General features: G+C 46.0%; 18 protein-coding genes. All 18 read left to right on the top strand.

Annotated elements, in window-relative coordinates; genetic code table 11:
• The first annotated feature begins 128 nt into the window (after positions 1 to 128).
• The 18 genes from mraZ to arcB all read left to right on the top strand — a co-directional run bounded on the left by mraZ (position 129) and on the right by arcB (position 21,737).
• Positions 129 to 587 (top strand): division/cell wall cluster transcriptional repressor MraZ, encoded by a 459-nt coding sequence (gene mraZ / locus FHQ23_RS07465; protein WP_139613760.1) that lies wholly within the window; start codon positions 129 to 131, stop codon positions 585 to 587.
• 131 nt (positions 588 to 718) lie between these two features.
• The gene (gene rsmH / locus FHQ23_RS07460) at positions 719 to 1,687 is read left to right on the top strand and encodes a 16S rRNA (cytosine(1402)-N(4))-methyltransferase RsmH (protein ID WP_139613767.1); all 969 of its coding nucleotides are present in this window, start codon (positions 719 to 721) and stop codon (positions 1,685 to 1,687) included.
• Complete coding sequence (ftsL, locus tag FHQ23_RS07455) at positions 1,684 to 2,007, top strand: cell division protein FtsL (protein ID WP_442805453.1); 324 nt, start codon at positions 1,684 to 1,686, stop codon at positions 2,005 to 2,007. Before rsmH ends, ftsL begins: the two co-directional genes overlap by 4 nt.
• A 10-nt stretch (positions 2,008 to 2,017) precedes the next feature.
• Entirely contained in the window at positions 2,018 to 3,859 is a 1,842-nt protein-coding gene (locus tag FHQ23_RS07450; RefSeq protein ID WP_139613759.1) for a penicillin-binding transpeptidase domain-containing protein, read from the top strand.
• 9 nt (positions 3,860 to 3,868) lie between these two features.
• Entirely contained in the window at positions 3,869 to 5,335 is a 1,467-nt protein-coding gene (gene murE, locus FHQ23_RS07445) for a UDP-N-acetylmuramoyl-L-alanyl-D-glutamate--2,6-diaminopimelate ligase (RefSeq protein WP_139613758.1), read from the top strand.
• Between the two features lie 17 nt (positions 5,336 to 5,352).
• A complete protein-coding gene (murF, locus tag FHQ23_RS07440) occupies positions 5,353 to 6,726 on the top strand; it encodes a UDP-N-acetylmuramoyl-tripeptide--D-alanyl-D-alanine ligase (RefSeq protein ID WP_139613765.1) in 1,374 nt (457 codons plus the stop codon).
• On the top strand, positions 6,720 to 7,802 hold the full coding sequence (gene mraY / locus FHQ23_RS07435) for a phospho-N-acetylmuramoyl-pentapeptide-transferase (RefSeq protein ID WP_139613757.1): 1,083 nt from the start codon (positions 6,720 to 6,722) through the stop codon (positions 7,800 to 7,802). The genes murF and mraY overlap by 7 nt, the downstream gene beginning before the upstream one ends.
• A gap of 45 nt (positions 7,803 to 7,847) precedes the next feature.
• Positions 7,848 to 9,155, top strand: a complete 1,308-nt coding sequence (gene murD, locus FHQ23_RS07430) for a UDP-N-acetylmuramoyl-L-alanine--D-glutamate ligase (protein ID WP_139613756.1) — start codon at positions 7,848 to 7,850, stop codon at positions 9,153 to 9,155.
• A 1-nt stretch (position 9,156) separates the two neighbouring features.
• Entirely contained in the window at positions 9,157 to 10,344 is a 1,188-nt protein-coding gene (gene ftsW / locus FHQ23_RS07425; protein ID WP_139613755.1) for a putative lipid II flippase FtsW, read from the top strand.
• A complete protein-coding gene (gene murG / locus FHQ23_RS07420; RefSeq protein ID WP_139613754.1) occupies positions 10,345 to 11,400 on the top strand; it encodes an undecaprenyldiphospho-muramoylpentapeptide beta-N-acetylglucosaminyltransferase in 1,056 nt (351 codons plus the stop codon). It abuts the gene before it with no gap.
• Between the two features lie 70 nt (positions 11,401 to 11,470).
• Entirely contained in the window at positions 11,471 to 12,913 is a 1,443-nt protein-coding gene (gene murC, locus FHQ23_RS07415; protein ID WP_139613753.1) for a UDP-N-acetylmuramate--L-alanine ligase, read from the top strand.
• An 18-nt stretch (positions 12,914 to 12,931) separates the two neighbouring features.
• A complete protein-coding gene (locus FHQ23_RS07410; RefSeq protein ID WP_139613752.1) occupies positions 12,932 to 13,855 on the top strand; it encodes a D-alanine--D-alanine ligase in 924 nt (307 codons plus the stop codon).
• Positions 13,856 to 13,857: 2 nt separating this feature from the next.
• Positions 13,858 to 14,646 (top strand): cell division protein FtsQ/DivIB, encoded by a 789-nt coding sequence (locus FHQ23_RS07405; RefSeq protein ID WP_139613751.1) that lies wholly within the window; start codon positions 13,858 to 13,860, stop codon positions 14,644 to 14,646.
• A 25-nt stretch (positions 14,647 to 14,671) separates the two neighbouring features.
• Positions 14,672 to 15,949, top strand: coding sequence for a cell division protein FtsA (ftsA, locus tag FHQ23_RS07400; protein ID WP_139613750.1), 1,278 nt, complete (start codon positions 14,672 to 14,674; stop codon positions 15,947 to 15,949).
• A 77-nt stretch (positions 15,950 to 16,026) separates the two neighbouring features.
• The gene (ftsZ, locus tag FHQ23_RS07395; RefSeq protein WP_139613749.1) at positions 16,027 to 17,241 is read left to right on the top strand and encodes a cell division protein FtsZ; all 1,215 of its coding nucleotides are present in this window, start codon (positions 16,027 to 16,029) and stop codon (positions 17,239 to 17,241) included.
• A 60-nt stretch (positions 17,242 to 17,301) separates the two neighbouring features.
• Positions 17,302 to 18,219 carry a UDP-3-O-acyl-N-acetylglucosamine deacetylase gene (gene lpxC, locus FHQ23_RS07390; protein WP_139613748.1) on the top strand — a complete coding sequence of 306 codons (918 nt, stop codon included), beginning with the start codon at positions 17,302 to 17,304 and terminating at the stop codon, positions 18,217 to 18,219.
• 144 nt (positions 18,220 to 18,363) lie between these two features.
• Positions 18,364 to 19,224 carry a phosphoribosylaminoimidazolesuccinocarboxamide synthase gene (locus tag FHQ23_RS07385; RefSeq protein ID WP_139613747.1) on the top strand — a complete coding sequence of 287 codons (861 nt, stop codon included), beginning with the start codon at positions 18,364 to 18,366 and terminating at the stop codon, positions 19,222 to 19,224.
• Between the two features lie 137 nt (positions 19,225 to 19,361).
• Positions 19,362 to 21,737 (top strand): aerobic respiration two-component sensor histidine kinase ArcB, encoded by a 2,376-nt coding sequence (gene arcB, locus FHQ23_RS07380; RefSeq protein ID WP_139613746.1) that lies wholly within the window; start codon positions 19,362 to 19,364, stop codon positions 21,735 to 21,737.
• The last annotated feature ends 34 nt before the right edge of the window (positions 21,738 to 21,771 follow it).

The raw sequence follows: 21,771 nt of genomic DNA, 5'->3' as shown, positions 1-21,771 counted from the left end.
TGTTCAGATAATAAACTTAGACCAAAGTGGTGAATTGTGGGATTTTGTGGGATAAAACGATCAAAATCTCGGTTTAGTGGTAAAGAGTGGCGATAATCAGCAAAAATAATTGAGTAAATGGGATTGCTATGTTTCGTGGTGCGACTTCAGTCAGTTTAGACAGCAAAGGGCGGCTTGCCGTTCCTACCCGCTATCGCACTGAAATCCTTGAACAAAATGGCGGTCAGATGGTGTGTACCGTCGATATTCGCCAGCCCTGTTTACTGCTTTATCCACTGAACGAATGGGAAATTATCGAACAAAAATTGGCGGCGCTGTCTAATTTTGATCCGCAACAACGCCGCTTGCAGCGGGTGATGTTGGGATATGCTGCCGAATGCGGACTGGATAAAAACGGACGTATTTTGCTGAGCCCTGTGCTGCGTGAGCATGTCAAACTGGATAAGAACATTATGTTGGTTGGACAATTGAATAAATTTGAGATCTGGAGCGAGGAAGCTTGGCTTGCTCAAATCGCAGAGGATATTGAAATCGGCAGCAGCGGTGCTTTTGTCGATTCGGAAGTATTAAAAACGCTGTCATTGTAAAAGAGAAAGAATCATCTTTCCGTCAGTGATAGTAGCACTAGCAGGGCAAGCGGTGTGCTGGAGTGCACCGCGACCCCATTTTATAATTGAATACTATTTAAATATTAGCGAAAAATATGACTTTTTCCCCAATGCGACCAATTACGTTATCAGTCGGTTCTCACATTACGGTACTGCTTCATGAAGCGGTCGCCGGGCTGGCACTTAAGCCAAATGGTGTATATATCGACGGCACTTTTGGGCGTGGTGGACATTCCCGTTTGATTTTATCCCAGTTGGGGGAAAATGGACGTTTGATCGCAGTGGATCGTGATCCGCGCGCAATCGCTGAGGCGGAATCAATTGATGATTCTCGGTTTAGTATTGTGCACAGCACCTTTTCACAGATCGAAGAAATCTGTCAACAACAGAATTTAGTCGGCAAGGTTGATGGCATTTTACTCGACTTAGGGGTTTCTTCACCCCAATTGGACGACGCTGAACGTGGTTTCAGTTTTATGAAAGATGGTCCGCTGGATATGCGTATGGATACTACGCAAGGTATGTCGGCGGCAGAATGGCTGCAACAGGTATCAATCGATGATTTAGCTTGGGTGTTAAAAACCTTTGGTGAAGAGCGGTTTGCCAAACGAATTGCTACTGCGATCGTACATTTTAATAAAACGGCGGCAGAGCAAGGCGAACCAGGGCTCAACCGCACTTTGCAATTGGCGGAGCTGATCAGTCAAGCCGTGCCATTTAAAGATAAACACAAACACCCGGCGACCCGCAGTTTTCAGGCGATTCGGATTTTTATCAACAGCGAATTAGATGAATTGGAACGGGCGTTGCAATCAGCATTAAACGTTTTGGCGCCGCAGGGACGGCTCTCGATCATCAGTTTCCATTCGCTGGAAGATCGCATGGTCAAACGCTTTATGCGCAAACAAAGCAAGGGTGTGGAGGTCCCGAAAGGGCTTCCGTTACGTGAAGATCAAATCGAGCGCAACCAAACCTTAAAAACCATCGGCAAGGCAATTATGCCGAGCGAACAAGAACAACAGCAAAATCCACGTTCAAGAAGTGCGGTATTGCGAGTCGCGGAAAGAATGGGGCAATGATGATGTTAGATCGCTATCCATTACGGAAATTGATTTTAGATGATCTATTTGCTGCCAACAAGATTGCAATTGTGCTGTGGTTTGTGATGATCGGCAGTGCTGTGGCAACCATTTGGATTATTCACCACACTCGTCAACTGAACACAGAAAACGGTGAATTGATTTTAGCGAAGCAGGCGTTGGAAAACGAATATATTAATTTGAAGCTGGAAGAACGGGCGCTGGACGACAATGTGCGAATTACTTCCATCGCAAATCGCTTGAAGATGGGGTATATCACCAGCGATCAACAAGTGATTATTATTGAAAACAACCATTAGGGTGCGGTCTATGGCGATATTTAACAAAAAGAACGATCGACAAGCAGCACAATTAAACAGTAAAACGGTGGCAAAAGGTGGTACCAAAAACGCTGTTAAAAATGTAGCAGTGATTGATACCTTTGTCAGCTGGCGTTATTGGACGGTGATTGCGGTTATTTTGATCAGTATGGCGTCATTGGTGGCGACGGCGGTCGATGTTCAAATCAGCAGTGCCGACAAAATGAACCAGGAAGCCGACAAACGTTCGCTGAGAACGCAGGCGATTCACTCCTCGCGTGGCATGATTTTGGATCGTAACGGACAGTGGTTATCAGTCAGTGTACAAATGTTTTCGGTGGTTGCTGATCCAAAAGTCGTTTTTGAAAAGGGATCATTGCAAGATCAAGAGCGCTGGAAGGCGCTGTCCGATGCTTTGGGCGTGTCGAACAAAAGCCTAAAAGACAAAATTAGCAAAAACCCAAACAGCCGCTTTCTATATCTGGCGCGCCAGGTGACACCAAGTGTCGCCAATTATGCGCGCGAATTGAAAATTCCAGGTGTTACGCTGCAAACTGAATTTCGCCGTTTTTATCCAAAAGTGGAAGAGACTGCCCATTTGATTGGCTACACCAACATTGACGGCGAAGGGATTGAGGGAATTGAAAAAAGTTTTGATAAGTTATTAATCGGGCAAGACGGTTCGCGTACTTATCGTAAAGATCGCTACGGCAATATGGTGGAAGCGGTAGACGATACCAAAAAATACGATGCGCACAACGTTACCTTGAGTATTGATGAACAATTGCAATCGATGGTGTATCGCCAAATTAAAGAAGCGGTGGCAGAAAATAAAGCCGAATCTGGCACGGCGGTGTTGGTGGATATTCGCACCGGTGAAGTGTTGGCGATGGCGAATGCGCCGTCATACAACCCGAATAACCGTACTAATGTGAAAGCCGATTTGATGCGTAATCGCGCGATTACTGATACCTTTGAACCGGGCTCGACGGTGAAACCGTTTGTGGTGCTGACCGCACTTCAGCGTGGAATTGTCAACAAAAATTCAGTGCTGAATACCGTACCGTTTAAAGTCAATGGGCATACGATTCGTGATGTGGCGCGCTACGACAAATTATCAGTTGCCGGTATCTTGCAAAAATCCAGTAACGTCGGGGTCAGCCACTTAGCACTGGCGATGCCGCCAAATGCCTTGATTGAAACCTATTCTAAAGCCGGTTTTGGACAACCAACCAATTTGGGATTGATCGGCGAACAGCGTGGACAGTTGCAAGATCGCAAGCGTTGGGCAGACATTGAGCGAGCGACGATCTCTTATGGCTATGGTTTGACGGTGACGCCGTTGCAGCTGGTTAGAGCCTATGTAACATTGGGCAGTTTTGGGGTGTATCGTCCGTTGTCGATCACCAAAGTGGATCCGCCGGTGTTGGGTACTCGTGTTTTCTCTGAAAAAACCACGCGTGATGTGGTCGAGATGATGGAGACGGTGGCGTTGCCAGGCGGTGGTGGCATTGCCGCTGCGGTCAAAGGCTACCGAGTGGCGATCAAAACCGGTACTGCGAAAAAAATCGAAAACGGTAAATATGTGGATAAATATATTGCCTACACTGCTGGCGTGGCGCCAGCGAGCAATCCACGTTATGCCTTGGTGGTGCTGATTAACGAGCCGAAAGCTGGAAAATATTATGGTGGTGCGATTTCGGCGCCAGTGTTTTCAAAAATTATGGAACACACACTACGCTCACAGAATGTTAAACCGGATGCGTTGAGCAGTGAGGAGATGGCAGCACGGGTTATTCGCTTGGATCAACAACAATCAGCGGTTTCTAACCAATCCAATCACATCAATTAAGGGGATGTTATGCAAAGATTGGCAGCACTTTTTTCTCTGCAAGGACTCCCCGATCTGAAGCTGCAACAGATCGAACTGGACAGCCGCAAAGTGCGGTTTGGCGATCTGTTTGTTGCATTAATCGGACACCAACAAGACGGACGGGCGTTTATTCCACAGGCAATTGCCAACGGTGCAAGTGCGGTATTGGCGCAAACCGAGGATCGGCAACAGCACGCAACGATGACCCTAGAAAGTCAGGTGCCGATTATCCATTATTATCAGTTAGAACAACATCTTTCCGCTATCGCCGATAAATTCTATGATTATCCATCGCACCATTTAACCTTAGTGGGTGTCACCGGCACCAACGGCAAAACCACGATCGCACAACTGTTGGCGCAATGGGTGCAATTGTTAGGTAAAACGTCTGCTGTGATGGGCACGATTGGTAACGGTCTGTACGGTAAGACGGTAGAAGCGCTCAACACCACGGGATCGGCTGTCGAGGTGCAGCAAAATCTGGCAGATTTTGTGCGACAAGGCGCTGAATTTGCAGTGATGGAAGTCTCCTCACATGGCTTGGTGCAACATCGGGTTGAAGCACTACAATTCAAAACCGCACTTTTCAGTAATTTAAGCCGTGATCATCTTGATTATCACCACACTATGCAAGCGTATGCGGCAGCTAAATTTCGTTTGTTCAATGAATTAGATTGTGAAAATCGAGTGATTAATGCCGACGATGCCATCGGCGCAGAGTGGTTGCGACAACTGCCTGACGCAGTGGCGGTGAGTGCCGATCCAAGTGCGGTTTTAACCCAAGCGCAATATTTGCAGGCAACTGCGATTGAATATCATGACGATGGTGCCACCATTAGGTTTGGCTCCAGTTGGGGCGAGGGCGAACTCAACAGCCGCCTGATCGGTTCATTTAATGTCAGCAATCTGCTGTTGGTGACTGCGGCGATGTTGCAGTTGGGTTATTCGTTGGCAAAATTGTGCCTGACAGCCAACCAGCTGAACGGCGTTTGTGGTCGAATGGAAATGTTCAGTGCGCCGAATCGACCAATGGCAATCGTGGATTATGCGCATACGCCGGATGCGTTGCAAAAAGCATTGCAAGCAGCACGGTTGCATTGCAAAGGGCGATTGTGGTGTGTATTCGGTTGTGGTGGCGACAGAGATCGTGGCAAACGCCCGCTGATGGGCGGCATTGCCGAGCAATTTGCCGACGTGGTGGTGCTGACCGACGACAATCCGCGCACCGAAGATCCGTATTTGATTTTGCAGGATATTCAAGCCGGTTTGCGCCAGCCGCAAAATGCGATGGTAATCCATGGGCGTGAACTGGCGCTGCAATACTGCTTGCAGCAGGCAGCCGCCGATGATGTGGTTTTGATTGCTGGCAAAGGCCATGAAGATTATCAAATTATCGGTACCACCAAGTTACATTTTTCCGATCGCGAGATTGTACAGCAGTTGCTGCAATCGTGACTTTACATAGAATAGCTATAATGAATATAGACATTAGAACTTTGGCAGAAATTTTATCAGCGGATTGTCTTGGTGACGCTTCGGTGACGGTAAAAAATATTACCACCGACACCCGCAAGCCCAGTGAACAAGCGCTGTTTTTCGCGCTGAAAGGCACTAATTTTGATGCGCATAATTACTTAACACAAGCAGTAGAACAAGGCGCTGCGGCGTTAGTGGTTGAACATGCCAATGCGACGCTTTCGGTGCCGCAACTGGTGGTGCCTGATACTCGTTTAGCATTGGGGCAATTGGCAAAATGGTGGAAAGCAACGCTGGCGCCAAAAACCGTGGCGATGACCGGCTCTTCCGGCAAAACTACCGTCAAAGAGATGACGGCCTCGATTCTGGCAAATTGCGGCGAAGTACTGTTCACTCAAGGTAATTTTAACAATGATATCGGTGTGCCGTTGACGTTGCTACGTTTGCAACCGCAACACCAATTTGCGGTGGTCGAACTGGGCGCTAATCATGCCGGTGAAATTGCCTATACCACCGCGTTGGTGCAGCCTGATGTGGCGTTGGTGAACAATGTGGCGCCGGCACATTTGGAAGGTTTCGGTTCGTTGGACGGTGTGGCGCAAGCGAAAGGTGAAATTTATCGTGGTTTGGCGCACGACGGTTGTGCGGTGATTAATCTCGACTGCCATTATTTGGATACCTATTGGCAAACGGAAATCGGCACACATCGCATTTATTCCTTTTCGGTGTCACAGCCGCAAGCGGATTTTTATGCCGCGAATATTGATTTACATGAACAAGGAGCGAATTTTCAGTTGCAAACGCCGCAAGGCGAAGTGGCGGTCAATCTGCCGTATTTAGGCATTCACAATGTAGCCAATGCACTGGCGGCAACCGCACTTTCGATGTTGGCAGGCGCAACTCTGTCACAGGTCAAGTGCGGTCTGGAGAAAAAACAAGCGGTCAAAGGTCGCCTATTTCCGATTGAGGTGAATCCTGATCTTTTGTTATTGGACGACACGTACAATGCGAATGTCGATTCAATGCAGTCTGCGGTGAATGTGTTAAAAAATTATTCCGGATTTCGTATTTTTGTTGTTGGAGATATGGCGGAATTAGGTGAAAATAGTCAGCTTTGCCATCAACAGGTGGCAGATTTTACACAGCATGCCGGGCTGAATTTAGTGGTCAGTTTTGGTACGCAGAGTGAGGTGATCAGCCGTTTATCGCAGGGAAAACATTTCAGCGATAAAGCGGATTTGATCTTATTTTTACAGCAACAGATTGCACAACAGCGGCAGAATAATAAAAAAGTAGTGTTGTTGGCAAAAGGATCTCGTAGCATGAAGATGGAAGAGATCATTGATTTATTGAAGGATAAACTATGCTAGTTTGGTTGGCAGATTATTTAGTCCAATACCACTCGATTTTTAACGTGGTGTCGTATTTAACATTTCGATCGATTATTGCCTTGTTGACCGCACTTTTGCTGTCGTTGTGGATTGGACCGAAAGTGATTCGCCGTTTGCAGATGCTGCAAATCGGGCAAGTGGTGCGTCATGATGGCCCGGAAAGTCATTTTAGCAAACGTGGCACGCCGACGATGGGGGGCGTGATGATTCTGTTTTCGATTGGAATCAGTACCTTGTTATGGGCGGATCTGAGCAACAGCTATGTTTGGTGTGTGCTGTTCGTGCTGTTCGGCTATGGCGCGATTGGCTTTGTCGATGATTACCGCAAAGTAGTGCACAAAAACAGTGACGGGTTGATTGCCCGCTGGAAATATTTTTGGCTGTCGGTGGTGGCATTGATTGCGGTTTTTGCCATGTACGCAATTGGCAAAGATACCAATGCAACCCGATTAGTCGTGCCGTTTTTCAAAGAAATTATGCCGCAGTTAGGCTTGTTTTATATTGTGTTGGCCTATTTTGTGATTGTTGGCACCAGCAACGCAGTGAATTTGACCGACGGTTTGGATGGGCTGGCGATTATGCCGACAGTATTGGTTGCCGGTGCATTTGCTTTTGTCGCTTGGGCAACCGGCAACGTGAATTTTGCCGGCTATCTGCATATTCCGTATATCAAATTGAGTGCTGAGCTGGTGATTGTCTGCACTGCGATTGTGGGGGCAGGCTTGGGCTTTTTATGGTTCAACACTTATCCGGCGCAAGTGTTTATGGGTGATGTCGGATCACTGGCATTAGGTGGTGCCTTGGGTGTGATTGCGGTGTTGGTACGGCAAGAGTTTTTGCTGTTGATTATGGGCGGCGTGTTTGTGATGGAAACCGTTTCGGTGATACTACAAGTCGGTTCTTATAAAATCCGCAAACAGCGCATTTTCCGTATGGCGCCGATTCACCACCATTTTGAATTAAAAGGCTGGCCAGAACCGCGAGTAATTATCCGTTTCTGGATTATTTCGTTAGTCTTGGTATTACTCGGTTTAATTACGCTGAAACTGCGTTAATTTTTCATTTTTCATTTTTCATTTTTTATTTTGGGGCAAAATACGATGAGCAGTCATTCCACCGATTATAACGGTAAAAAAGTCACGATTTTAGGGCTAGGCAAGAGCGGTCTGTCCTGTATTGATTTTTTTGCGGATAAACAGGTGGAATTGCGCGTGATCGACACTCGTAACAAACCGCAAACGCTACCCCACTTTGTCACGCAAAGTCATTTCGGCAGCATTCCGCAGCAATGGTTGTTGGAGTCGGATCTGATTGTGATTAGTCCGGGCTTGGCATTGGCAACGCCTGAAGTGCAAAGTGCGGTTCAGGCAGGGATAGAGGTCGTTGGCGATATTGAACTGTTTTGCCGTGAAACCGACAAACCTATTATTGCCATCACCGGTTCAAACGGCAAAAGCACCGTCACCTCGCTGGTCAATGAAATGGCAAAAGCAGCCGGCCTGAAAGTCGGGATGGGCGGCAATATTGGGATTCCTGCCTTATCGCTGCTCGAGCAGGATTGCGATTTATATGTGTTGGAACTCTCCAGTTTTCAGCTGGAAACCACGTATTCCCTCAAAGCCAAAGTCGCAACGGTGTTAAATGTCACCGAAGATCATATGGATCGTTATGCGGATTTAGCAGCCTACCGCCAAGCCAAATTGAGAATTTATACCGGTGCGGAAACCGCCGTGGTGAACAGCGACGATGCCTTGAGTTATCCAGCGCCTCAAAGTGCGGTCACGCAACTCAGCTTTGGCACTGAAGCGGATTATCACCTGTTGGAGCAAGATAACCGCACTTTGCTTGCGTTTAAGAACCAAGCGATTTTGGCGACAGACGAAATGCAGTTGGTCGGACGTCACAACTATATGAATGCGTTGGCGGCGCTGGCGCTGTGTGATGCACTAGGCATTGACCGCACTTCGGCGTGTCGGGCATTGCGTGAATTTCAAGGTTTAGCACACCGTTTCCAGTTGGTGCAGCGTCAAGGTGGTGTGACTTGGATTAACGATTCCAAAGCGACCAATGTGGGCAGTACGTTAGCGGCGCTGCAAGGTTTGCAGGTCGCTGGTACGTTATATCTTTTGTTGGGTGGGGACGGCAAGGGCGCTGATTTTTCTGAATTAGCGCTGGCGGTGAATAAACCGAATATCCAGCTGTGCTGCTTCGGGCGTGACGGTGCGCAATTGGCGCAACTTTCGGCACAAAGTCAGTTGTTTGACAGCATGCAAAGTGCGGTTGCCGCACTGAAACCGCACTTGAAAAATGGTGATATGGTGTTGTTGTCGCCGGCGTGTGCCAGTTTGGATCAGTTCGCCAATTTTGAACAACGTGGCAATGAATTTGCGCGGCTAGCGGAGGCGTAGGATGTCGATTTGGGGTATGTTCAAATCTGCTACGGATCGTTGGTTTCGCATTACGCCAAACAACTTGCTGTATGATCGCACGCTATTTTGGCTGTTTTTGTCGTTGATGACGTTGGGTTTCATCATCATCACCTCAGCCTCGGTTGCTGAAGGCAACCGCTTGTATGATGACCCGTTCCACTTCGCAATCCGGGATTTGATGTATGTAGTGCTAGCGTGCTTGACCGCTTATATTTTTATTTTTGTGCCGGTGGAAAAATGGCAGAAGTGGAGTCCATATCTGCTAATGCTTGCATTATTGTTGCTGATTTTGGTATTGATTCCTGGTATCGGGCGCACGGTTAATGGTGCTCGACGCTGGATTCCATTGGTGCTATTTAATTTTCAGCCAGCAGAGTTTGTGAAGTTTGCCTTGATTTGCTACCTATCTAGTTACTTTGTGCGGCGCTATGAAGAGGTGCGAGTGAAACATCTCAGTGTTGTCAAGCCGACCTTGGTTTTAATGTTGTTATCGGTTTTCCTACTATTACAGCCGGATTTGGGTAGTAGCGTGGTGTTAGCATTTATTGTTTTTGCGATGCTGTTTATGGTTGGCGCCAAAATCTATCAATTTATCGTGTTGGCAGTGGCAGGCTTTTTTGCCATTTATTTGTTGATTTTAACCTCTGAATACCGTTTAAAGCGTTTAACCTCCTATACCGATCCGTTTGCTGACCCTTTCGGCTCCGGCTTTCAATTGAGTAACTCGTTGATCGCTTTCGGACGTGGCGAATTCTGGGGCACCGGATTAGGTAATTCGATTCAAAAATTGGAGTATTTACCGGAAGCACACACTGACTTCATTATGGCGATTGTCGGGGAAGAATTTGGATTGGTCGGGATTATCTGCGTGGTAGTGCTGTTTACTTTATTGCTGATTCGAATTCTGAAAATTGGTAAGGAGTCGTTGTTGTTGGAACAACGTTTCGGCGGTTATTTTGCGTTTGGCGTCGTCGCGTGGTTTTTCTTCCAAGGTGCATTTAATTTGGGTATGACGATGGGGATTTTGCCAACTAAAGGCTTCACATTTCCGTTTGTCAGTTACGGCGGATCAAGTTTGATTATTAATGCGCTGGTGGTGGCGATTTTGTTGCGTATCGATTATGAAAATCGCCTGATGCGAGGCCATGCTCACTTAAGGGATGACTAAATGACAGAACAGAAACGGTTATTGGTGATGGCGGGCGGCACCGGCGGACATGTTTTTCCGGCGATTGCGGTGGTGCAAAAATTACAGCAACAAGGCTGGCAGATTTGCTGGCTGGGTACTCAAGATCGCATGGAAGCCACGTTAGTACCGAAACACGGCATTCCGATTGAATTTATTCAAATTTCAGGTTTGCGTGGCAAAGGATTGAAGGCATTGCTGGTAGCACCGTTTGCGATTACGCGTGCGGTGTGGCAGGCGCGTAAAATTATCAAACAATATCAACCGCATGCGGTTTTGGGCATGGGCGGTTATGTTTCAGGGCCTGGGGGTATTGCTGCCAAACTGTGCGGCGTACCGATTGTGCTACATGAACAAAATGCCGTTGCTGGTTTGACCAACAAATGGTTAGCAAAAATTGCCACTAAAGTCTTGCAGGCGTTCCCGAATGCATTTGCCAAAGCGGAAGCAGTCGGCAATCCGGTGCGACAGGTGTTGTTTGAACAGTCGGAACCCAAAGTGCGGTATGCAGCACGTCAAGGCGCGTTGAAAGTGCTGGTGGTTGGCGGCAGTCAAGGTGCGAGAGTGCTGAATTTGTTGATGCCAGAGGTGGCGAAACAGAGCCAGCAACCGTTGGAGATTCGTCATCAAGTCGGGCAGGGCAATGTGGACAGTATTCAAGCGCGTTACCCTGACGACGCCAATGTGCAAGTAACTGAATTTATTGATGATATGGCGCAAGCTTATGCTTGGGCAGATTTGATTATCTGCCGCTCCGGCGCCTTGACAGTATCCGAAATTGCTGCGGTCGGTAGTGCGGCGATTTTTGTGCCGTTTCAACATAAAGATCAACAGCAATATTTGAATGCTTGTTATCTTGCTGATGTGGGTGCCGCAACAATTGTGCCGCAAAATGAATTGAATGCGGAACGGATAACCGCACTTTTGCAGCAATGGGATCGAAAAAAATTGGCAGAAATGGCGGAAATGGCAAAAACTATGGCTAAACCGCTTGCTGCGGATCGGGTTGCCGAGGTGATTGTCAGCGTGGCTAAATGATAACGCTATAAAAAGACAAAACAGCAAGAATAACAGTAAGAATAGTAAGAACAGTAGAAAGAGAAGAATAATGGAACAACATGATTTTCAAAAACGCCTGCGGGATTTTGTACCGGGCATGCGGCGGGTCAAACAGATCCATTTTGTCGGCATCGGTGGTGCAGGCATGGGCGGAATTGCCGAAGTGTTGGTCAACGAAGGCTATCTGGTGACCGGTTCGGATATTGCCGACGGCGCAGTAACCCAACGTTTAACCAATTTAGGCGCGAAGATATTTTTCAAACACGAAGCCAAAAATGTTAAAGAGGCAAGCGTGGTGGTAGTCTCCAGTGCGATTAAAGCTGATAATCCGGAAGTGGTTGCCGCACGCGAAGCGCGGATTCCGGTGATCCAACGGGCACAAATGCTGGCGGAAATCATGCGTTTCCGCCACGGTATCGCCGTTGCCGGTACACATGGAAAAACCACCACAACCGCCATGATCGCTATGATTTATGCCCAAGCCGGGCTGGATCCGACTTTTGTCAACGGCGGCTTGGTGAAATCGGCTGGTACCAATGCGCATTTAGGCTTGAGTCGTTATCTGATCGCCGAAGCAGACGAAAGTGATGCCTCGTTTTTGCATTTGCAGCCAATGGTGTCGGTGGTGACGAATATTGAACCGGATCATATGGAAACCTATCAAGGTAGTTTTGCTAAAATGAAGCAGACCTACATTGATTTTCTACACAATTTGCCGTTTTACGGTTTGGCGGTGATGTGTGCTGATGATAAAGAACTGGAAGAGATTATTCCCAGTGTCGGGCGGCAAGTGATTACCTATGGTTTCAGCAAGCAGGCGGACTATCGGATCGAAAATTATTGCCAAACAGCTTTTCAGGGGCTGTACGATGTGGTTTATCCGTCCGGCAAACGCATTTCAGTAGTGTTAAATGTACCGGGAAAACACAATGCCTTGAATGCAACCGCAGCATTGGCGGTGGCGAAGGAAGAGGGAATAGGCGATGAAGCTATTTTGACCGCACTTGCTGATTTTCAAGGTGCAGGACGACGTTTTGATCAGCTCGGCGTATTTGAACGACCATACGGCAAGGTGATGTTGGTGGATGATTATGGGCATCACCCGACGGAAGTGGATGTGACCATTGAAGCAGCACGTTCCGGTTGGCAGGATAAACGCGTGGTGATGGTGTTCCAACCGCACCGTTATTCACGCACCCGTGATTTATTCGATGATTTCGTACAAGTGCTGTCGAAAGTCGATGCATTGATTATGCTGGAAGTGTACGCCGCCGGCGAGGAACCGATTGCCGGTGCCGATAGCCGTGCCCTGTGCCGTTCGATTCGTAATTTGGGCAAAGTCGATCCGATTTTATTGTCCGATGTGGAAAAATTACCGGAAATTATGGATCAAGTGTTGCAAAACGGTGATTTGGTGTTGGCGCAAGGGGCGGGTAGCGTGAGTAAATTATCACGCAATCTGGTTGATTTATGGAATAATAATAAGAAATAACAGTAGGTAGAGCACAAAATGAAACCGTTAAAACAACAAAAAATTGCCGTTTTGTACGGCGGTACGTCGGCAGAGCGTGAAGTGTCGTTAAATTCTGGGCGGGCAGTATTGCAGGCGTTAAAAAATCAGGGTTTTGATGTGCATGGTGTGGATCCACAACAGGTCGGTTTGGAGCAGCTGAAGGTGCAGGGTTTTGAGCGGGTGTTCAATATTTTGCACGGACGTGGTGGTGAAGACGGTACGGTGCAGGGCGTATTGGAGTTTTTAGGGATCCCGTATACCGGTTGCGGTGTGTTGGCATCTTCGTTAACCATGGACAAAATGCGCACCAAAATGTTATGGAAAGGATTTGGCTTGCCGGTTGCCGAGATGGAAGTGGTCAATAAAGCGAATTTTGCTGCATTTGATGCGATAACAATTGTGAAAAAACTAGGCTTACCGCTGATGGTTAAGCCCTCTTTAGAAGGCTCCAGTGTCGGTCTGACCAAAGTCAAACAGCTTGAAGCATTGCAAAGTGCGGTTGAGTTGGCATTTCAGTATGATGAGACCGTGTTGGTTGAAGCTTGGCTCGCCGGTGATGAGTATTCTGTTCCGGTGTTAGACGGAGAAGTGTTGCCGTCGATTAGGATTGTGCCGAAAGGAGAATTCTATGATTATGATGCAAAATATATTTCTGATGACACCCAATATTTTTGTCCGTCTGGATTGAGTGAAGCCCGTGAACAAGAGTTAAAACAGTTGGTTAAGCAGGCTTATGAGAGTACCGGTTGTCGAGGTTGGAGCCGTGTTGATGTGATGACCGACAGTGAAGGACGCTTTAATTTGGTTGAAATCAACACTGCACCGGGCATGACCAGCCATAGTTTGTTCCCAATGGCAGCAAAAGCCAGAGGCTATGACTTTGAACAACTGGTGGTTAAAATTTTAGAATTGAGTGTATAGGCATGGCGGTAAAACCTAATCGTATCCATCCAGCAACGGCAGAACAGAGCGGTTTTAAGTTTTTTGTGCCGTTGAAATCACTATTTGTGATATTATGCTTAGGATTTGGTTATTATTGCTACAGCCATTGGCAGAATTTTTTACTTTATTTGGATCAACAACCGTTGAATTCATTTGCGGTTATCGGGCAGCCGAAATACACCAGCTATAATGATATTCGTGACAGTTTGCTTCAATTTGGCGAGTTGCAAGGCTATTTTTCACAAGATGTGGAGTCGATTCAACAGCAAATCGAACTGATGCCTTGGGTCAAAGGGGCGTTGGTACGCAAGATTTGGCCGAATAAATTGAGTATTGCGGTGGCGGAATACAGTCCGGTCGCTTTTTGGAATGAACGGCAATTATTGGCAGCCGATGGCACGATTTTCAGCTTGCCGCCAGAGAAACGTGAAGGCTTGCAGCTGCCGAATTTGCAGGGTAATGATTTCCAAAGCCGCGAGGTTCTGTCGGCTTGGTATCAGATCAGCAATGCGCTGAAAGTCAAAAATATGACCTTGCAGACGATGCAGATCGACAGCCGTGGTGCTTGGCAAGTCAGCTTAAGCAACGGTATCGAATTAAAGCTTGGGCGTGGCGAATGGAAGCAGAAAATTGAGCGGTTTGCAACGATTTACCCACAGATAGAAGTGCCGGATAATCAACAAATCGACTATGTTGACCTACGATATAACAGCGGTGCTGCCGTTGGGTTTAAAGCGCTTCCGGTTCAGACGGAAACTGATGAAGATTAATTAATTGGCAAAGAAGTACACGAATATGGCAAAGATTGTTGAGTCGAAAATAAAAGTTGGTTTGGAAGTAGGTACTTCCAAAGTCGTGGCGGTGGTCGGAGAGGTGTTGCCGGACGGCGTAGTCAATGTGCTCGGTGTCGGCAGTAGCCCATCGAAAGGGATTGATCGCGGCAGTATTACCGATTTGGATGCGGTAGTGAACTCTATCCAACGGGCGATCGAAGGTGCGGAATCGATTGCCGATTGCCAAATAGTCAGTGTATCGTTGGCGATTACTGGCGAACATATTCAAAGTTTGAATGAAAGCGGTTTAGTGCCGATCGCCAGTGGTGAAGTGACGCCGGAGGAGATTGAAGGGGCAATGAATATCGCTCAATCGGTCAAAATGGGCGAAGGATTAAGCATTTTACATGTTATTCCACAAGAGTTTGCTGTGGATAAGCAGTTGAATATCAAAAACCCGTTAGGACTGCAAGGCGTCCGTTTGCAGGCGCAGGCGCACTTGATTGCTTGCCATCAAAGCTGGTTGAACAATTTAAAAAAAGCGGTTGCCCGTGCCGGTTTGAAAGTGGATGAGGTGGTGTTTTCCGGTTTAGCTTCCAGTTATTCGGTGTTAACCGAAGATGAGAAGGAACTAGGTGTTTGTTTGATTGATATTGGTGGTGGTACGATTGATATCATTGTCTATACCAACGGTTCGTTACGGTTTAGTAAGGTGATTCCTTATGCCGGAAATCGTGTCACTGATGATGTCGCCTATGCGTTCAGCACTTCCAGAATGGAAGCGGAAAAAATTAAAGTTGCCTATGGCAGTGCGATCACACCGCCACAGAATAACCCTGATAAGAAAATTGAAGTGCCGAGTGTAGGTGGGCGCGCACCACGTAGTCTGGCAAAAGAGATGCTGTCAGTCGTGACCTCAGCTCGTTATCAGGAACTACTAAAATTCGTGGAAAAAGAACTCTTGATATTAAAACGTGAGCTGGATGATAAACAGATTAAATCGGATTTGATTGCTGGGATTGTTCTAACCGGTGGTGGTTCGCAGATTGAAGACATTGCTGAATGTGCAGCAGAGATTTTTGGTCCGCAAGTGCGGGTCGGGACACCACTCAATTTGGCGGGGTTAACCGATTATGTCAGCAAGCCACAATATGCAACTGTTTTGGGGCTGCTTCATCATAATTATAATAATGCAGATGAAGTGCGGCAACGGGATAGTGGTGGCAGCTCGTTGGGCTTGTTATCAAGAACCAAGGATTATATCGTTAAATTTTTTACAATGATAAAAAATCAGTTTTGATAATCAGCGGTTATCGAATAGAATAGCAGCTATCATTATCATTTTGCAAAATAAAACAAACATAACGGGGAGAATATATGTTTGAGCCTATCGAGTTTGACGACATTACCGATGCGGTAATTAAAGTCGTCGGTGTTGGCGGCGGCGGCGGTAACGCAGTTAATCAAATGGTGCAGGAAGAGATTCACGGGGTTGAATTTTTCTCAATCAATACCGATGCTCAGGCATTGCGTAAGAGCTTGGTGAAACAAACCGTACAGATTGGTGGCAATACCACGAAAGGTTTGGGCGCAGGTGCCAATCCGAATGTTGGCCGCCAAGCGGCAGAAGATGATAAAGATGCGATCCGCAATATTTTGGAAGGGGCAGACATGGTATTCATCGCCGCCGGAATGGGCGGCGGTACAGGCACCGGTGCGGCGCCTGTTGTGGCACAGATTGCCAAAGAATTAGGCATTTTAACCGTTGCTGTGGTGACTAAACCGTTTGGTTTTGAAGGTAAAAAACGGATGCAGCTGGCAGAAATCGGTATTCGTGAGTTATCCAAATTTGTTGACTCTTTAATTGTTATCCCAAATGAAAAATTGTTGAAGGTGCTGGGCAAAAATATCTCCCTGGTTAATGCTTTTGCCACCGCCAACGAAATTTTGCGCAATGCCGTACGCGGAATCTCTGATATGATTACTTCTCCGGGCTTAATCAACGTTGACTTTGCCGATGTGCGTACCGTGATGCAAGAGATGGGGCATGCAATGATGGGTACCGGTATTGCAAGCGGTGAGGTTGGTGATGGTCGTGCAGATAAAGCTGCACAAGATGCTGTTGCAAGTCCATTGTTGGAAGATATCGATCTGTCTGGCGCCCGTGGTGTGTTGGTGAACATTACTGCTGGTATGGATTTAGGTTTAGAAGAGTTCCAAACTGTCGGTGACACCATTCGTGCTTTTGCTTCAGAAGAGGCAACCGTGGTTATTGGTACCAGCTTGGTGCCGGAAATGAGCGAAGAGATTCGTGTGACGATTGTGGCAACGGGTATTGGCAATAAAGAAGAGAATGAATTGAGAGTGATTACACCAAAAGCGAATAATAGCGGTTCGCAAGGTGTAAATCCGGTTCAATCTGGTTTTGCGACTTCACAGTCGAACTTAAATCCACAATCACAGTCTAATCAAGGGTATGGCAGTAGTTACGGCAGCAAAACCGCCGTAGGTGCAGAAACAGCTAAACCAAAAGAGTTTGATGAGAATAATTTATTTGATATTCCATCGTTTTTGCGTAATCAAGCCGACTAGCTTTTAAGAAATGTAAAAGTGCGGTTTGTTGTATCCGGATAGGGGTACTAAAGAGAGTTTATGATTAAACAAAGAACATTAAAACAAAGTGTCAAAGTCACCGGTATCGGCTTGCACAGCGGTAAAAAGGTGACGTTGACCATGCGTCCAGCGGAAGTAAATACCGGGGTGATCTATTGTCGTACCGATTTGAATCCACCGGTCAGCTTTGTTGCAAAAGCCGATGCGATTCGCGACACGATGTTGTGTACTTGTTTGGTGAACGATGATGGTGTTCGGGTTTCAACCGTTGAGCATATCAATTCGGCACTGGCTGCATTGGGGATTGATAATATTATTATCGAAGTTGATGCGCCGGAAATCCCGATTATGGATGGTAGTGCGGCACCGTTTATTTATTTGTTACTGGATGCCGGTATTGAAGAGCAGGCCGCAGCCAAGAAATTTATCCGTATCAAAAAATCGGTGCGGGTTGAAGATGGCGATAAATGGGCTGAATTTAAGCCTTATCACGGTTTTCATTTGGATTTCACTATTGATTTTAAACATCCGGCAATCGATAGTAATGTCACCAACTATAAATTAGATTTTTCGACTCAAGCGTTTATCCAGCAAATCAGCCGGGCGAGGACGTTTGGTTTTATGAAAGATATTGAATATCTGCAATCACAAGGCTTGGCGCTAGGTGGTAGCCTAGATAATGCTATCGTGTTAGACGATTACCGGATTTTAAACGAAGATGGTTTGCGCTTTAAAGATGAATTAGTTCGGCATAAATTGCTGGATGCGATTGGCGATCTGTATATGGCGAGCCATAATATTATCGGTGCTTTCAAAGCCTATAAATCGGGGCACGGGCTAAACAATAAATTGCTGAGAGCGGTGTTGGCTGACCAAACCGCATGGGAATTTGTCACCTTTGAACAGGAAGCAAAAGTGCCGCAAGGGTATTTGGTTCCTGCTCAAATTATGATTTAAGCCTTAATGATGTTTTAAAAGCCATATTTTTAGGAAATATGGCTTTTTTTATATTGACGGGTTAAAAAGTGCAAAGTGCGGTTTAAAGTGCGTTACAATAAAACGGCTATTCTATTCGGGTGTTAACTTAAACGGGACAAGGCAATGCAACAAATCAGTTTAAATAAAATTTATTCAGGCAAAGTGCGTGATCTTTATGCAATTGATAACGATAGAATGTTGATGGTGGCGACCGATCGTTTATCGGCGTTTGATGTCATTCTAGACGATCCGATCCCTGGCAAAGGGGAAATTCTGACACAAATTTCTAACTTTTGGTTTAAACAGTTGGCAAATATTATGCCGAATCATTTTACCGGAGAAACGGTTTATGATGTGTTACCAAAAGCGGAAGCTGATTTAATTAAAGATCGCGCAGTGGTTTGTAAACGGTTGACCCCAATCAAAATTGAGTCGATCGTGCGTGGCTATTTAACCGGTAGCGGCTTAAAAGATTACCGTCGAACCGGCACAATTTGTGGCTTGGTATTACCGCCGGGATTGCAGGAAGCCAGCAAGTTACCACAACCGATTTTCACCCCATCAAGCAAAGCGGAGGTGGGCGATCACGATATCAATATCAGTTATCAAGCGTGCGAACAACTTATCGGTGTGGATTTGGCGGCAGAAGTAAAACAAAAAGCGATTGCGCTATATCAACAAGCGGCAGAATATGCGCTGAGTAAAGGCATTATTATTTGTGATACCAAATTTGAATTTGGCTTGGATAAAGAGGGGGTTTTGACCTTGATGGATGAAGTGTTGACGCCGGATTCCAGTCGCTTTTGGGCGGTAGAAAACTATCAAGAAGGCACTAATCCGCCGTCATTTGATAAACAATTTATTCGTGATTGGTTGGAGCAAAGTGGCTGGAACAAACAAGCTCCAGCACCGAAAGTACCGGCCGAGATTATTCAAAAAACGGTGGATAAATATCAAGAAGCGTTGACGTTATTAACCCAGTGAGCTAATTAACCTAGCACGGGTCATTTACTTTGCTTCATCAAATATTTTGTCAGCAACCTGTAATCCCTTATTTAAGGGATTTATTTTATCTTGATATCACTTCACAATATTGTTGAGGAAAAACTTAACCAAACATCATGAAGAACGTTAAAACCTACCTACAGAATTATATTGATTGGATTATCCGCATTGGAAAAATTCGGTTTTCTCTGCTGGGATTATTGATCTTGGGAATATATGCCCTGATTATTCAGGCGGGCAGCACCCTGTTGTTTACTGGTGATTTAAAGTGGAGCGACATCTGGCGTTCGGTGATCTTTGGCTTATGCTCGGCGCCGTTTGTGATTTATTTTTTCTCGGTGGTGATAGAAAAACTGGAGTTAGCTCGGCAAGGCTCGGAAAAAACATTAGCACAGTTGAAAACATTGCGTATGCAAGATTACCAACTTAATCAAGAAATGAATAAAAAAAACTTGTTGCTGAGCCGTGAAATTGATGAAAGAGCAAAAGCAGAACAGGAGCTGACTTCGGCGCTGTTACATCTTGAGCAAGAAGTACGAGAACGGCGGCGGATTCAACTGGAATTGGAACAAAGTGCGCATTTGTTACGTTCATTTTTTGATGCGTCACCAGATCTAGTGTTCTATCGTGGCGAAGATCACCGTTTTCTTGGTGCCAATAAAGCGATGGAGAAATTAACCGGTAAAAAATCAGAAGAGCTGAAGTTATTAACGCCTTTTGATGTATATACTGAGTACTCAGCTAAAAAAGCGATTGAGTCCGATATACAGGTGAGCAAAGAAAAAAAAGGGCTAAGCTATGAACAATGGTTATATTATCCGGATGGACAAGCCGCCTGCTTTGAAATTTTGAAAGTCCCGTATTACGATAAAGTCAGTAAGCAAAATATTATCATCGGTTTTGGGCGCGATATTACCGAGCGCACGAGTTATCAAGAGATGATCGAAAAAAGCAGTCGCGATAAAACCAATATGATGACGACCATCAGCCATGAACTGAAAACTCCACTTAATGGCATCATCGGTTTGAGTCGGATTCTCTTAGATGGCAATTTGGATGAACAACAACGCAATTATCTGCAAACAATTAAAGTCAGTGCGGTATCGCTGGGGCATATTTTTAATGATTTGGTTGATTTAGAAAAAATTGAAACCCACCGCATAGAACTGTTTAATAAAGCTTGTGATTTTAATAACTTATTGAATGATATTAATAATATTGCCTCGGTGATGGCAGCACAAAAAAACCTTAAATTTGAGATGTTGCTAAAAAATAGGTTACCGGATTGGATTCAGGTTGACCCGATTCGATTGAATCAAGTGTTGTGGAATTTGATCAGTAATGCGGTCAAATTTACCCCCAAAGGTTGGGTCAGATTGACGGTGGCAAAGTCTGGGCAGGATCGGCTGGTGTTTCAAATCAGTGACAGTGGCATCGGCATTCCGCAAGCCGAATTGAATAATATTTTCACGATGTATTATCAGGTGAAATCGAAAGATAATATGCGGGCGCTAGGTAGCGGCATTGGTTTGTCGGTCTCCAAAAAAATTGCCTCATTGATGCACGGTAATTTATCGGTCGAAAGTGAGGAGAATATTGGCACAACATTTACGCTCGACATTGCCGCACCGGAAATTGAAAAAGCAGTGGATATCAGCATGGCGCCGAGCATCGGTGCGTTGAATATTTTATTAGTAGAAGATATTGAAGTGAATATCATCGTCGCCAAATCAATTCTGGAAAAATTGGGCTATCATGTTGATATTGCGATGACGGGATCAGAAGCGCTGAAAAAGTTTTATCAAAATCAATATGATTTATTATTACTAGACATCCAATTGCCGGATATGTCCGGTTTTGATATTGCGATGACACTGCGTCAGCAGTACGAAAATGATGAAATTGATTATCTACCGCCCCTGGTGGCGCTGACGGCGAATGTGCTGAATAACAAGCGTCACTATTTGCAGCAAGGAATGGACGATGTATTATCAAAACCGCTATCGCTGGAAGCGCTGAATTTAACACTAAAACAGCTGTTTGGCGAGGAGCAATCGCTGGAGTCTGTCGGTATTGAGGAGGATATTGAAGAGGCGTTGCCAGTCGAGGTTAAGGTGCAACAGCAAAGTGCGGTGATGGCGTTTGACTATCCCATGTTGGAAGAGTTGATCGAGCTGATGGGAAAAGAGAATATGATGAAAAGTGCGGTATTGTTTGAACAATTGATGCCCGGTTATATCGAGGAACTGACCCAGCACTACCAAGCTTATCAGCAAGACCGCACTTTGAAAACAGCAGTTGCGGAAGATGCCCATAAAATCAAAGGCGCTGCTGCTTCATTGGGATTGAACCGCATTCGTGACATCGCCGAGTTGGCACAGCATCAGGATTCGCCACAATGGGAAGAACAGATTGCCGTTTGGATTGAGGTGATACAAGAAGAGTGGCGTAGTAGTGTGACAGCGTTGAAAAAATGGATTGCTAACCGTTGATTGCAATCGCACAAAAGGTATAGTAGACAAAATG

The organism is Testudinibacter crocodili (assembly GCF_006228025.1).
Lineage (GTDB): Bacteria > Pseudomonadota > Gammaproteobacteria > Enterobacterales > Pasteurellaceae > Chelonobacter.
Note: the sequence above shows the minus strand (reverse complement) of the source record. Positions and strands in the feature narration are given on the sequence as shown.

Coding starts and splice junctions, on each gene's coding strand:
- murG (WP_139613754.1), top strand. CDS start 10,345: ATGACAGAACAGAAACGGTTATTGGTGATGGCGGGCGGCACCGGCGGA.
- FHQ23_RS07410 (WP_139613752.1), top strand. CDS start 12,932: ATGAAACCGTTAAAACAACAAAAAATTGCCGTTTTGTACGGCGGTACG.
- murD (WP_139613756.1), top strand. CDS start 7,848: ATGAGCAGTCATTCCACCGATTATAACGGTAAAAAAGTCACGATTTTA.
- mraZ (WP_139613760.1), top strand. CDS start 129: ATGTTTCGTGGTGCGACTTCAGTCAGTTTAGACAGCAAAGGGCGGCTT.
- mraY (WP_139613757.1), top strand. CDS start 6,720: ATGCTAGTTTGGTTGGCAGATTATTTAGTCCAATACCACTCGATTTTT.
- ftsZ (WP_139613749.1), top strand. CDS start 16,027: ATGTTTGAGCCTATCGAGTTTGACGACATTACCGATGCGGTAATTAAA.
- rsmH (WP_139613767.1), top strand. CDS start 719: ATGCGACCAATTACGTTATCAGTCGGTTCTCACATTACGGTACTGCTT.
- lpxC (WP_139613748.1), top strand. CDS start 17,302: ATGATTAAACAAAGAACATTAAAACAAAGTGTCAAAGTCACCGGTATC.
- FHQ23_RS07450 (WP_139613759.1), top strand. CDS start 2,018: ATGGCGATATTTAACAAAAAGAACGATCGACAAGCAGCACAATTAAAC.
- murE (WP_139613758.1), top strand. CDS start 3,869: ATGCAAAGATTGGCAGCACTTTTTTCTCTGCAAGGACTCCCCGATCTG.
- murC (WP_139613753.1), top strand. CDS start 11,471: ATGGAACAACATGATTTTCAAAAACGCCTGCGGGATTTTGTACCGGGC.
- FHQ23_RS07405 (WP_139613751.1), top strand. CDS start 13,858: ATGGCGGTAAAACCTAATCGTATCCATCCAGCAACGGCAGAACAGAGC.
- ftsA (WP_139613750.1), top strand. CDS start 14,672: ATGGCAAAGATTGTTGAGTCGAAAATAAAAGTTGGTTTGGAAGTAGGT.
- ftsL (WP_442805453.1), top strand. CDS start 1,684: ATGATGATGTTAGATCGCTATCCATTACGGAAATTGATTTTAGATGAT.
- ftsW (WP_139613755.1), top strand. CDS start 9,157: ATGTCGATTTGGGGTATGTTCAAATCTGCTACGGATCGTTGGTTTCGC.
- arcB (WP_139613746.1), top strand. CDS start 19,362: ATGAAGAACGTTAAAACCTACCTACAGAATTATATTGATTGGATTATC.
- FHQ23_RS07385 (WP_139613747.1), top strand. CDS start 18,364: ATGCAACAAATCAGTTTAAATAAAATTTATTCAGGCAAAGTGCGTGAT.